The organism is Myxococcales bacterium, assembly GCA_022184915.1.
Classification (GTDB): Bacteria; Myxococcota_A; Polyangia; order Fen-1088; family Fen-1088; genus JAGTJU01.
The window spans coordinates 1051634-1065029 of sequence record JAGTJU010000001.1 but is presented as its reverse complement, the minus strand read 5'-3'; the positions used below and the strand labels follow the sequence as shown (position 1 = coordinate 1065029).

At 65.9% G+C, this 13396-nt stretch carries 10 protein-coding genes; 6 read left to right on the top strand and 4 right to left on the bottom strand.

The genetic code is table 11. From position 1 onward, the window contains the following. Positions 1-44: 44 nt before the first annotated feature. The gene (locus KA712_04380; protein MCG5052176.1) at positions 45-1274 is read left to right on the top strand and encodes a nucleoside permease; all 1230 of its coding nucleotides are present in this window, start codon (positions 45-47) and stop codon (positions 1272-1274) included. Positions 1275-1382: 108 nt separating this feature from the next. Beyond that, on the top strand, positions 1383-2363 hold the full coding sequence (locus KA712_04375; GenBank protein MCG5052175.1) for a hypothetical protein: 981 nt from the start codon (positions 1383-1385) through the stop codon (positions 2361-2363). A gap of 6 nt (positions 2364-2369) precedes the next feature. Here KA712_04375 and grxC read toward each other — a convergent pair whose 3' ends face one another. The 4 genes from grxC to uppS form a co-directional block, all read right to left on the bottom strand. Next, complete coding sequence (gene grxC, locus KA712_04370; protein MCG5052174.1) at positions 2370-2639, bottom strand: glutaredoxin 3; 270 nt, start codon at positions 2637-2639, stop codon at positions 2370-2372. Positions 2640-2688: 49 nt separating this feature from the next. Beyond that, positions 2689-4647, bottom strand: a complete 1959-nt coding sequence (locus KA712_04365; GenBank protein ID MCG5052173.1) for an Rne/Rng family ribonuclease — start codon at positions 4645-4647, stop codon at positions 2689-2691. A 706-nt stretch (positions 4648-5353) separates the two neighbouring features. After that, positions 5354-6172: a phosphatidate cytidylyltransferase gene (locus tag KA712_04360; protein ID MCG5052172.1), complete on the bottom strand. Its 819-nt coding sequence runs from the start codon at positions 6170-6172 to the stop codon at positions 5354-5356. A gap of 58 nt (positions 6173-6230) precedes the next feature. Continuing rightward, positions 6231-6980 carry a di-trans,poly-cis-decaprenylcistransferase gene (gene uppS, locus KA712_04355; GenBank protein ID MCG5052171.1) on the bottom strand — a complete coding sequence of 250 codons (750 nt, stop codon included), beginning with the start codon at positions 6978-6980 and terminating at the stop codon, positions 6231-6233. Between the two features lie 270 nt (positions 6981-7250). Here uppS and KA712_04350 point away from each other — a divergent pair, with 270 nt between their 5' ends. From KA712_04350 to KA712_04335, 4 genes are all read left to right on the top strand, one after another. Beyond that, positions 7251-7634: a YbjN domain-containing protein gene (locus KA712_04350; GenBank protein ID MCG5052170.1), complete on the top strand. Its 384-nt coding sequence runs from the start codon at positions 7251-7253 to the stop codon at positions 7632-7634. 62 nt (positions 7635-7696) lie between these two features. Further along, positions 7697-8473, top strand: coding sequence for a PspA/IM30 family protein (locus tag KA712_04345; protein MCG5052169.1), 777 nt, complete (start codon positions 7697-7699; stop codon positions 8471-8473). A gap of 39 nt (positions 8474-8512) precedes the next feature. Next, on the top strand, positions 8513-12088 hold the full coding sequence (locus tag KA712_04340) for a response regulator (GenBank protein ID MCG5052168.1): 3576 nt from the start codon (positions 8513-8515) through the stop codon (positions 12086-12088). A gap of 102 nt (positions 12089-12190) precedes the next feature. Further along, on the top strand, positions 12191-13357 hold the full coding sequence (locus KA712_04335) for an acetyl-CoA C-acyltransferase (GenBank protein MCG5052167.1): 1167 nt from the start codon (positions 12191-12193) through the stop codon (positions 13355-13357). Positions 13358-13396 lie beyond the last annotated feature (39 nt).

Sequence of the window (13396 nt, the reverse complement as noted above, 5' to 3'; positions counted from 1 at the left end):
ATGATTCGCTCCCTCCCTTGCAGGGCTACCAGGAAAGACCCGCCATGCGCATTCGGTTTCAGCTGTCAGTCATGATGTTCCTTCAGTTCTTCATCTGGGGGGCCTGGTACGTCACCCTGGGCACCTACCTGATGCAGCACGGTTTTTCGGCCGTGCAGACCAGCAGCGCCTACAGCACCGTGGCCTGGGGCGCGCTGGTGGCCCCGCTCTTCGTGGGCATGGTCGCAGATCGGTTCTTCCAGGCGCAGAAGGTACTGGGATGCTTGCACCTCGCCGGCGCCGGTTTGCTGGTGATCGCCTCACGCGTGCTTGCGCCTTCCACTTTGTTCTGGGTGCTCCTGGCCTACGCCTTGGCCTACGCCCCCACGCTCGCGCTGGTCAACACGGTGGCCTTCGGCCACATGAAGGATCCCACCGAGGAGTTTCCGCGCGTCCGTGTTCTTGGGACCGTGGGCTGGATCGTGGCGGGATGGGTGGTGGGGCTGCTCGAATGGGAAGCGACGGCCACTCCCATGAGGGTGGCCGCCGGGGCCTCCGCCTTGCTGGGCGTTTATGCCTTTACCTTGCCTGTTACACCCCCGCGGGCCGCCGGCCAAAAGGTTTCGCTCGCCGCCGCGCTCGGGCTCGATGCGCTGGCCTTGATGAAGGATCGCTCCTTCGCGGTGCTGGTGTCGAGCTCGTTGCTCATCTCGATTCCCCTCTCCTTCTACTACAACTTCACCAATGCCTTTTTGAACGAGCTCAGCATCGAAAACGCCGCGGGAAAAATGGCCTTCGGCCAGATGTCGGAGGTGGCCTTCATGCTGCTGCTCCCGCTCTGCCTCCGTCACCTGGGCATCAAGTGGGTGATGCTGGTGGGTATGCTGGCCTGGGCCGCGCGCTACGTGCTCTTTGCGCTCGGCGGACAGGCGGTGCCGCCCCTCATGACCGCGCTTTATCTCGGCATCCTTCTGCACGGTGTCTGCTACGACTTCTTCTTCGTCAGTGGTCAGATCTACGTGGATCGCAAGGCGCCAAAGGCCCTTCAAGCCAGCGCGCAGGGCTTCATCACCCTCGTCACGTACGGCGTGGGCATGTTGATCGGCGCCAAGATCTCGGGTTTGGTGGTGGACGCCCACGCCCGCACCGATGCGGGGGGGCGCATCACTCATGACTGGACCCTCTGGTACCTCCCTGCCCTTGCTGCCGTTGTGGTGGCGGTCCTCTTCGGGCTGGCATTCAAGGCAGAGCCACGCTCGGCACACAGCTCCAAGGTGCCATCGCCTTCGATCTGAAGGGGAAGGCCGCTCGGCGCACCGGTGTAGACAAGCAACGCACAACCCCCACTACAATGCACGTGGAACTTGAGCTTTCGGGCGAAGTCCGCCGATGCTAGGGCCACTGTGGCAACCCTGATCGACAAGGAAGAAGCCGCGCGGCGTTTGGCCCGGGTGATCGTCTCTGACATCAAGCTCTACAACGCGAACGCCATCGCCAGGGGAGAGGACCTCACACCTCGGATACTCGAAGGCTTCACGATGTTCAAGGGTCGGGTGACTGCCGAGCTCCATGGGGTCTTCGAGACGGTGCTCCGTGAGAGCGGCCTCGAATGGAAGAGCGGCGTGCACGCGATGAACAGAACGTCGAGCCCGCCTGCACCCCGGGAGGCGCGGCCGCCAGCCTCTCCGCTCCCTGCCCCCGAAGTGACCCCCGCGCCTGCATCCCCTCCACCCGCGCCCCTCGCTATGCCCGCAGGGGCCTCCGTTGAGACGCCCCTGCCCGCGTCCCTGAGGCCAACCCCCGTGTCCCTCGTCAGTGCCCAGGTGGCCGAGAAAGACCACGATCGGGAAACGCCCCGGACGATGCCCGTGGCCGCCGAGGCCCCCCCCGCAGAGCCACAGCCAACGCCGGCCCTCCTCCCTGCCCCGACCCAGAAGGTCGCCGCACCGCGGGGCCAGCCCGCTGCGAACGAAACCGCGCCTCTCGAGCGCACACCGCCGCCTCTCGAGCGCACACCGCCGCCTCTCGAGCGCACACCGCCGCCTCTCGAGCGCACACCGCCGCCTCTCGAGCGCACACCGCCGCCCCTCCCCGCTCAAGCACTCAAGCGCCCCGAGACGGCCCCATTGCCGCTGGTGAAGCCTCAAGCCCGCCCGGAGGCGCACGCCCCACCGCCGGCTCCGCTCTCAGTCGAGACCGCGCCTCCGACCCATTCGCTCACGCTCCCCCCGGCCGCACTCGTCTCCGCCGCGCTGCTGCCTGAACAGGAACCCACGGCCGCGGTTCCGAACCTCAAGCCGCCTTTTCCGTGGGTGAAGCTGCTCCTCGCGCTGGCCATTGCCGCAGCGGCCGTTGCAGGCCTCGTCCACCTGACCACGAGTTAGGCCACGCTAAAGCGCCTCCGGCTCGGCCAGGAGGCCATCCAGCCGCCCGCTGCGGTCGAGGGCGTTGAGCTCTGTGAAGCCCCCCACGGGCTTACCGTTGATGAAGATCTGCGGCACCGTACGCTGCCCGGTGGTCTCGACCAGCCAATGGCGAGTTGCATCGTCCTGGCTGACGTCGATCTCGTCGAACGGCACGCCTTTGCTGCGCAAGAGGGACACCGCGCGCACGCAGAATCCACAGTAAGGGGTTTTGTAGACTTCGACCTTGGCGGACATCGTCCATAGGATGCCCGGCGCCGGCCTCGGTTGCGCCGAGGCCAGCGACTCAGCCTTCGTGCGGTTCGTCGTGTGCCGGCGGGGCAGCGGCTCCTCCGCTGCCGGCCACGTCGGCGCCCGTCTCGTCGGCGGTGGCGACGCCCGGTGCCGACACCACGCCTGAGGACACGGGCACGGCCCCGTGCTGCGAAGCCAAGTCCTCTGCCTCCGAAGGGTCGGCCAGGTCTGCACTGCCTTCGGCTGCGCCGAGTTCGAGCTCCTCCATGTCGGTGTCAGAGTCCTCGCCCAGGCCGCCGTAGGAATGGGCGTCATCGTTTTCGTCTGCAAGGAACTCGGCATTCACGACGTCATCGCCGTTCTCGAGCGACTCGAGCTCGTCCGGCGACAGCACGCGCCGGAAGCGGCGGCGCTTGCGCTCTTCGAGCTTGTCGGAGCTGGTGGCCACCTCGGACCGTTCGATCTTCTGCTTGTCCTTTGGCGAACGAATCTCGAACTCCTCCATGTGGAAGGAGCCCCTCGGCTTGACCAGGATCTGCTTCTGCAGGCGCTTTTCGATGTCCTCGAGGAAGTCACGGTCCACGGTGGTCAGCTGTTTGGCCACGTCGGGATGGACCTCGACGAGGATCGTGTGCCCATCCACCAGGTTGCCCTGGCGCCGCAACTCTCGCAGAACCTCGAACGAGACGGTGCGACGCGAGCGGGTGTAGCCCTTGCCGTCGCAATGCACGCACGGCTCGGTCAGCGTGTGGAGCAAAGACTCGCGCGTACGTTTCCGCGACATCTCGACCAGCCCCAGCTCGGAGATGCGCGTCACCTGGGCGCGGTTGCGGTCCCGCTTGAGCGCCTCGTTGAACACACGCATCACCTTTTCGCGGTTCGAGGCGCGATCCATGTCGATGAAGTCGACCACGATCATGCCGCCCAAAGACCGGATGCGCAGCTGGTCGGCCACCTCGCGCGCGGCCTCGAGGTTGGTCTGAGTGATGGTGTCCTCGAGGCTCTTTTTGCCCACGAAGCGCCCCGTGTTCACGTCTACGGCCGTGAGCGCTTCGGTCTCGTCGATGATGAGATAGCCGCCTGACTTCAGCCAGACCTTCCTCTCGAGCGCCCGATCGATCTCCATCTCGATGCCGAGGCCGTCAAAGATGGGGTCATTGCCGTCGTGCAGCTCGATCTGCCCAGGAAAATCGGGCATGAAGGCTGCGATGAACTTCTTGATGCGATCGTATTCGGCGCGCGAATCGATGAGCATCTTTTCAACGTTCGGCGTGAAGAGGTCCCGCACGGACCGAAGTAAGAGATCCAAGTCGCTGTAGATGAGCGAGGGGCAGCGGCTGGTCTCTGTTTTCTTGACCACTTCGTTCCACATCTTGATGAGGAACGCCATGTCTGCCCGCAGATCCTTGTCGGCAACGCCAGACGCGACCGTCCGCACGATGAAGCCGGACCCCTGGGGCCGCATCTCGTTCACGAGCCGGCGCAAACGCCGCCGCTCGCGGTCCGAGCTGATTCTCCGTGAGATCCCGACGTGGTCCACGGTGGGCATGAACACCAGGTGCCGGCCCGGCAGCGAGATGTACCGCGTGACGCGCGCGCCTTTCGTGCTGATGGGCTCTTTCGTGACCTGCACGATGATCTCTTGGCCCGGCTTCAGCAGATCTTCTATGCGGCGCCCTTGTTGTCCGCCGTTCTTCTGACCGCCCTCTTCGCCCTCGTCCCCCTCGTCCTTGTCGCGCCCTCCTTCCCCACCCGAAAGCAATCGCCTCAGATCGTCAGGCGTGCCCCGCACGTCGGAGACGTGCAGATAAGCCGACTTTTCCAGGCCGATGTTGACGAAGGCGGCCTGCATTCCGGGCAGGATCCGCTCGACTTTTCCCTTATAGATGTTCCCGGCAATGCCACGGTCCCGTTTCCGTTCGACGAAAAGTTCGCCGAGGAGACCATCCTCGATAAGGGCTACGCGGATTTCTGGGCCGTCCGCGTTGACGACCAAAACGCTATTCGACATTCACTGCGGTGTGAAAAGAGTCGGGACCAGCGCCAGGCGACAGCACGTAAACCGAACGGTGTGACATGAAAGTCAGGGTTTCTGGGCCGGTGGGCGGTCCGTTAGGGTGTGTGGAGATCCCTCCTAACACGGAAGTGCTTAGATTTCCAAGCGCTTACACCCGAAACCCCGCCCACCGAGCATCCGGCACGCTGTTTGCTTTACCGGAAAGCGTGGGCGCGTTTGGTTCCTATGGCCTCCATGCGCGACCGCTCCTCCCACACACCGGGCTCGTCCCGGTGTGGTCTGAACCTCGGCTCTTACGAGCCGTCTATACGTTCTGATAGTTGGCTTAATCCTACCGCTTCGCTTCGCCTGCTTTCGCTTCGCTTATGGGCTCGAGGGCCCGGTGGCTCAACGCCACCCCCCGCGGGCCACACAATAAGGAAATCAGGAGCTTACCTGCGCATTCCCCCGGCAAGGCCCCTTAACGTTTAGGCTTCGCTGGCTGGGTATCGGCCGCAGGGATACGTCACTTGAGCATCGTTGGCTTGGCTTTTCCAAGAGTTGGCTTCACACAGAAACCGGCAGCCCCCGCGGTCCCACCGTCGGGGGTTTTGTCGTTGTCCCACCCGGTGACAGCTGCCGGCCACGTCGGACTCCACAGGTTTTCACCTCACCTCGTCCTACCCCCCTGACACGCATGTCAGGGGGGCCGCAGCGCGCCCTAGGGCGCCCCGCGAAAGAAAGCGGCATAGGCAAACACCCAGGCCGACACGAAAACCAGAGCGTCAACCCGGTCGAGCACGCCCCCGTGGCCGGGGATGAGGTTGCCCGAGTCCTTCACGCCCGCCGAGCGCTTGAGCAGGGACTCGACCAGATCTCCTGCGGGCGCCAGCAGGGCTGCGCCGATCCCCACCATGGCAACGTCGACGAGCGTCAGGGCAGGGAAAAACGTCAATTTCGCCACGAAGACGAAGGACACGGCCGCCAGGACCCCGCCCCAAAACCCCGCCCAGGTTTTGCCGGGCGAGATCGCCGGGGCGAGCTTCCGCTTGCCCAGGGCGCGCCCGGCGAAGTAGGCCCCCGTGTCGCAGCTGAAGGTCACCCCCATCGCCGCAAAAACCCAGGACTCGCCGTCAACGACGTCGCGTTGGAGCAGAGGCAGGGAAGTCATCAACAACCCAAGGTACATCACACCGGCAAGCGAGCCCCCGAAGCGCGCCCCCGCCGTTCCCATGTCAGACGCGAAGAAGAGCTGCGCCGAAGCCACGGCCAGAACCGCCAACATGGTGGCAGGCAGTGCCAGGTCAGGGCGGCTGTAGACCGCCACCGCCAGCGTGACGCCGCCGCCGACCAGGACGAAGCGCTCTTTGGCGCCGCGGCCTTGGAGGGTCATCCTGGCGAACTCGTCGAGTGCGATGCCGGTCATCAGGAAGGCGAACGCGGCGAAGGCCCAGCGCTCATCCCACACCACCAAAAGGCCCACGGCGGGCAAAGCCACGACCGCCGAGAGCACCCTGAGCAAAAGATTCCTGTCGAACACGGGCGGGTTTCTACCCGAAAACCCGCCGTGACTCACAGCCCAAACGCTTCGGCTGAGCTCAGCCCACGCTGCGGATGGCCGGGCGCAGCTGGTCACCCGTGAGGCCGAAGCGGCGCTCTCGGTGGCCGTACAGCTCGAGACACGCGATCAGATCCTCGCGGCCGAAGTCCGGCCAGAGCGTCTCGGAGAAGAGCAGTTCGGCGTACGAAGCTTCCCAGAGCATGAAGTTCGACAGCCGCTGCTCCCCCGACGTGCGAATCAGCAGGTCGAGCTGAGGCAAATGGGCGGACTGAAGCGCTCCGGACAGAGCCTCCTCGGTGACCTGATCGGGCGTCAGTGCGCCCTCGCCCACGGCCACGGCCAGCTTGCGGGCTGCCGCCACGATGGACTCTCGCCCTCCGTAGGAGAGAGCAAGGCACAAGTCCATGTCGGCATTCTTCGACGAGTCCTCGATCAAGGCGTCGAGCGGATCTCGCACAAAGCCCGGCAAGCGGTCGACGTCGCCGATGGTGGTGAGCCGAATGCCGTTTTCCATGATCTCGCCGCGCTCCTCGAGCACGTAGTCTCTGAGGAGTTGCATGAGCAACGCCACCTCTTCCGTGGGGCGGCGCCAGTTTTGCGCCGAGAAGGCATAGAGCGTGATGGCCCGCAGGCCCACCTCGCGCGCCGCGCGAACGACGGTCCGCACCGACTTCGCCCCCTGCCGGTGGCCCTCCGTGCGCGGCAGGTTTCTGCACTGCGCCCAGCGACCGTTGCCGTCCATGATGATCGCCACGTGTTGCGGCAGGGCTTTGGGGTCGAGTGACATTGATGAAGGGGCCTTTCGGGTACCACATCCAGACGGGGGGAGCAAGGACACGGCCCGCGGGCCAGCACGGAACGTGCCAGGACACCCGCGTCAGGCCGGCCGGGGTGCGAGAACCCGCGCGCGGTCGTTTGTGGACGCGTCAAAAATGGTCTACGCTCTCCCAGCGCCTGCGGGGGTGCAAAAGCCATGGGGTGCTCGCGCCGCGGGATTGTGGGCTCCGCCCTCCGAGCAGGTCAGCAACGAACCCGACACAAGGAAACAGAGGGCGACATGAAGGGACCAGAGGACATCGAATCCTATTTGCTGCGCCTGGACGTGCCTTACGAGGCGCTGGGCCCCGAGATGTGGAACGTCCACGTGGTGGAGAACCAAAACCTCGTGCTTTCGTTGGCCGGGCCGGTGATCGTGTTTCGCCTCAAGGTCATGGACGCGCCCGAGACCGACAAGGAAGCGTTTTACGAGACGCTGCTCAACCTCAACACCACGGAGATGGTGCACGGCGCGTTCGGTCTGGAAAACGGCGCCGTGGTCATCGTGGCGGCTCTCGCACTCGAGAACCTGGACTTCAGCGAGTTCCAGGCGACCATCGACGACCTGTCCCTCTGCATCGGCAAGCTTTACCCCCTGCTGTCGAAGTTCCGCAGCGCGGCTTGAGTTCCCCCTTTCACTTTCACACCATCCACTAAACTCCAAAACCGAAAGTCCAGGGTCCAAAAATGGGTTTCTTTTCTCGGCTAGGAACACTCATCAAGTCGAACCTGAACGACCTGATCTCCCGCGCGGAAGATCCGAAAAAGATGTTGGATCAGCTGGTTTTGGACATGCAAAGCCAGCTGGTCGAGGCCAAAAAGCAGGTGGCCGTCTCGATCGCTGACGAAAAGCGCCTGAAAAAGCAGCTCGAAGAGCAAACGGAGCTCAGCGCCGAGTGGGAGCGCAAGGCGATGCTGGCCGTCCGTGCGGGGGACGATGTTCTCGCCCGCGAGGCACTCAAGCGCAAAGGCGAACACGAGGCCCAGGCGACCGAATTCGGTAAGCAGTGGGAGCTGCAAAAAGCAGCCGTCGAGAAGCTGAAAGAGCAGCTGCGTACCCTCAACGATCGCATCGAAGAAGCGAAGCGGAAAAAGAACGTGCTCGTCGCCCGCCAAAAGCGTGCCGAGGCACAAAAAGCCATCCAAGACACGATGCAAGGCTTGTCCGACAACAATGCCTTCGACGCTTTCGAGCGGATGGCGAGCAAGGTCGACCAAATCGAAGCCGAAGCCGAAGCCTCGACCGAACTCGGCGGCGAGCTGACGGGAGATACGCTCGCGCACAAGTTCAAGGCCCTCGAATCGGGAGGCGCAGGCGCCGACGACGCACTGGCCGCCTTGAAGGCCAAGATGGGCCTTGCCCCCGCCCCGAGTCAGGGGGCCCTGCCGGCCGCCGCGCCCTCGCGGGTGGCCCTGGAAGAGGACGTCACGGAGGGCGTCGAAAGGGATGCCAAGAAATCGTAGGCGAACGGAGTCGCCGGCCGAAAGCCTGGACCCAGCTGCATGAACGACGGCGTTCCGCCCCGCCTCAACGTCCTCTTGGTCGATGACGACCCCGTCGCACGACAGGTTCTCGAACGTGGGCTTCTCAACGACTCACGCCTACAGAACCGAGGACTCAAGACCGCACGGGCAGGCGACGGCAAGCGCGCCCTGGCGCAGATCCGCAAGGAGTTGCCCGATGCCGTCGTGGTGGACCTTTTCATGCCCCGCATGGACGGGTTCGAGTTCGCCCGCGCCCTGCGCAGCGATCCGGAGACGGAGCACGTGCCGCTCGTGTTCGTCTCGGGGCTGGCGAAGGACCGGTCTCAGGTGGACGCGCTGCTGGCCGAAGTGGGAGGCCAGTTCTTCGCGAAGCCCGCAGACCCGGGTGCGGTAGCGCTTGCGCTCTTGCAACAGCTCGACGCCCCTTCCGAGGTCGTCAACCGCGGCGCGGGCATGCCCGCGCCCGCCCGCGCGGGCGTCGCCGCCGCGCCCGGAAACACCGTGGCGTTCGGGTCAGCGTTGCACGTGGCGGTCGTGCCCGAGGCGGTCAGCGCCCCCCCCCAGGAGGATCGCCGCCGCCCCCCGACGATGATGGGCGTCCCTTTGGTGCCCCCCCACGGAGTGCAGAGCTCACCGGCCGCTTCGGCGGACGCACGTGGGGTACCCTTGCCCATCCCCCTCGCCGTCTCGACCCCCATCGACGTGGGCTTGGTGAACGCGGGCTCCCTCGCCGAACGAGCCGTGCCGCGGCTGCTCATCGAGCACCTCGAGGCCGCGTCCACGGGAACGCTGGTGTTACGGCGGGGCCAGGTGCGCAAGGAGATCTTCATCCGTGAGGGCAAGCCCGTCGGGTCGGAGTCGAACCTGCGGCAAGAAGCGCTGGGCTCTTTGCTGCAGGCGCGCGGCATCCTCGACGAAGAGCAACTCACCTTCCTGCTCTCCGAGATGAAGCGGCGAGGCCAGAAGATGGGGGCCGTGCTGGTGGAGCTGGGCTGGTTGTCTCCCGAGGACGTGTTGAAGTACCTCGCGGCGCAGGCGCGCAAGCGCGTGGTCGACTGTCTGCGCTGGCTGGATGGGGCGTTCGAGTTTTCCCCGGGCGGAGAGTTCGTCGAGCGGGTGATCGAACACGAGCTGGAGATCCCGCGCTTGCTCTTCGTGGGCCTACAAAAAACCGCGGCGCCCGATATGTTGCTCACGCGCCTCGTGGAACAACACGGCCCAAGCCCCGTCCGCTTGTCGAGCCGCTTCGAGCGCTACCGGGCCGAGTTCGAGGAGACCTTCGGCAGCGACCTGCCCAAGGCCCTCGCGAGCCGCCCCACGGTGGGCACCCTGGCCCTTCGTCCCGACGCATCCAGCTCGATCCTGGGGCTGGAGGCGTTGACCTTGTGCGGGCTCGCGGATTTCGAGCCCGCGCCCGCTCAGGCACAGGCGTCCATCAACGCGGAGGACGCCGAAAAATCGTCGTTTTCGCTCGAGCGCCTCGGCAGCGAGACCCTGCCGGCGCAGTCCTCGGCGAATGGGCTCCCGGAGCTGGATCTCGGACAGGGCGGCGACGGAACCGCCGTACCCGATCTCGACGCGCCCTCGCCGCGTGAGCCCGCGCCAATGGCCGAGCTCGACGCCCCGGACTCGGGCGTGATCACCATCGAGCCCCTCGCCCGCTTGGCGCTGGCCGAAGCGGCGCAGTCGCAAGTCATCCAGGCACTCGCGCAGGAGCGCCAGGAAGATCCGCGCCAGGTGGTCTTGCGAGAGTATCTCGAGATTCACGGCAAGAACCTCTACGAGCTTCTCGGCGTGGACCGGCAGGCCACCCTCGACGTGATCGTCGCCACCTATGAACGCAAGACGCGAAGGTTTGCGCCCGACGTGTTCGCGGGGGTCGACTTGGGCCCCGACGCCGCCAAGCTGGAGAACATCCGCTCCGCGTACAACCGGGCGTTCAAGGTGCTCTGTGATGGCACTCTGCGCGCCGGATACGACAAAACGCTCGGTCACGCCGATCGAGAGGCCGACCTGCTTGGGGCCGAGCTCATTTTCTCGCAGGCCCGCGCCTTGCTCGACGAAGGCCACCTCGCGGAGGCCGTGGCCAAGCTGGAGAGCGCCGTGCGCGCCGGCCCGGACCAGGCGGCTTACCACGCGTTTTTGGGCTGGGCCCAGTTTCTGTCCGAAGGCGAAGCCAAAGCGGTGGATGCCCGCGACCGGCTGGAACACGCCTTGACGCTCGATCCCGATCACGTGGACGCCCTCGAATTTTTGGGCCGACTTTCGGCCGTCACCGGCGACGAAGAGACCGCGCGAACCACGCTGGAAAAAGCTCTGGAGGCAGATCCCACCCGCACCCAAGCGCTCGAGGTGTTGACCCGCATCTACGAGACCTACAGCGAGTTTCACGCAACGGAGCGCATCTACAGGCGCCTCATCCGGGCGCTCGGGGAAAGAGCCCTTCCCCAGCGGCGCAAGCTGTGGAAGGACTTGGCCGCGCTCTACGAAAACGAGTTCGAGGACTTCGCCTCGGCCCGCATCGCCTACGAAATGGCGGCACGCTTGGCACCGGACGATCTCGATCTGCAACGGAAGGTCGTCGCACTCAACCAGCAGGACCTGGCGAGATGGAAGGAGCTGGCCCGCGCCATGGCGGCAGAGTGGCGGCTGCGCCCCTACGACGGCGCGGTGGGGGCGGCCCTGTTGGACCTCTTTTTGCGCGTGGGGCGTACGGACGCAGCCACGGTGGCGGCCGCCGCTCTCACGCTTCGCGGACTGGCGGCGCCCGAGCAGCAAAGCGTCGCCGAGCGGCACCGGCCGCGGGTGCTTGGCCGCCTCATGCAACCCATCGAGGGTGCGATCCTGGGCAGAGCCCGCCATCCCGCCGAAGATCCCGATCTCGAGGCCTTGTTCGCGACATTGGCCTCGGGGGGCCTGCTTGCGCCCTTCTCCGATGAGGACATGGGCCTCTTCGGAGAGGCGCCGCTGGCGAGCCACCAAGTGCCCGAGGCCTTCCGGCGGGTGTTGCACTACGTCTGCGGTGTGTTGAAGGTCGCGCCGCCCGAGCGGGTGTTTTCCTACGAAGCCCTCGACGGCGACGTTCGCCTGGCCGATACGAGGCCCTACGCGCTCTTCGCGGGGCCCCGGCTCCTTGCCTCGACCGACACCGTGGAGCTTGGGTTTCGCCTGACCCGCGCCATGTCCTTCGGCACCCCAGGGCGCATCGCAGGGTCCTCGCGCTCGGGGCGCCAGCTACGCCCCTTCCTGATGGCCTGCATGGCTCTCGGGCGCAAGACCCTCTCGCCGAGCGAAGTCGACCCCGAGCTTCTGGCGCAGATCGAGGTGAGTCCGCCCGCCGTGAAGAGCCGCCTGGCGGAGTTGGGCGCGCGCCTCGTGCGGGATCGCTCCGCCATCAACCTGTCGGCCTGGGCGCGCAGCCTCGGGCGCACGGCCACTCGGCTTGGCCTCTTGGTGAGCGGGGATGTTCTGCGCGCAGGCCGGATCGTGGCCGAGGAAGAGGGGCCGGAGGCACTCGAGGACTACCTCGAGTTCGTGCTTTCGATCGAACACCTGGAGCTACGTGAAGAACTGGGCGTTTCGCCCGTGGTTTGACGCCTGCCTGGTTCGGGCCTATAAGGGAAGAGTCCGTCTCGTTACCGGTGAAACAGGGGGTGTAGCGTGCGTGGAGGGGATTCCGCTCGGGACTGTGTGGTGCTGTCCGCGAAGAGAACGCCGTTCGGCGCTTTCGGTGGCAGCTTCCGCGACCTGAAGGCCACCGACCTTGGCGTCGTTGCTGCGCAAGCGGCGGTGGCCGAAGCGGGGGTCGCCCCGGAGCAGGTGGACGAGATCGTGTTCGGCAACGTGGTGCAAACGACCCCCGAGGACGTCTACTGCGCGCGGCATGTGGGGCTTCGTGCAGCGGTTCCCGTGCCCCGCCCGGCGCTCACGGTCAACCGGCTCTGCGGCTCCGGCTTCCAGGCCGTGGTAACGGGCGCCCAGCAGATCGCGCTGGGGGAGGCCGAGCTGTGTTTGGTGGGCGGAACGGAATCCATGAGCCAAGCGCCCCACGTCATTCGCGGCGCCCGGTGGGGGATTCCCTTCGCCAAAGCGCCGCCGCTCGAGGACAGCTTGTGGGCCGCGCTCACCGATTCGTACGCGGGATGCACCATGGGCCTCACCGCCGAAAACGTGGCCGCGTTGCACGGCATCGACCGGCAGGCCTGTGACGCCTACGCCCTGCGTTCGCAGCAGGCCTGGTCAGCCGCCCAGGAACACGGTCGATTCGCGACCGAGCTCGTGCCCATCGAGGTGCAGCTCGGGAAAAAGACGCTGACGGTGAGCCGCGACGAACACCCGCGACCCGACACGTCTTTGGAGACGCTCGCCACGCTGAGACCCTCGTTCAAGACCGAGGGGGTCGTGACCGCGGGAAACGCTTCGGGCATAGGCGACGGAGCGGCGGCGTTGATCCTGGCCTCGCGCGCCCGCGCGGAGGCGTTGGGGCAACAGCCCCTGGCCCGCATCGTGGCCTGGGCCAGCGTGGGCGTAGATCCGGCGCTGATGGGGCTGGGGCCGGTGCCCGCGATCGAGCTGGCGCTCGCCAAGGCCGGGCTCACGGTCGCGCACATGGACCTCATCGAGGTCAACGAAGCGTTCGCAGCCCAGGTGTTGGCGGTCGTGAAACTGTCTGCCCTGCCCCTCGAAAAAACCAATGTGGACGGCGGGGCTATCGCGCTCGGTCACCCCCTGGGGGCGTCGGGTGCCCGCATTTTGGCCCACCTGATTCACGAGCTCCGGCGCCGGCGCGCGCGCTGGGGCGTGGGGGCCGCGTGCATTGGTGGCGGACAAGGGATTGCCGTCGTGGTCGAAACGCTGCTATAGGGAATGGCACTTTGGTCACAGGAATCCGAAAGGCTCGCA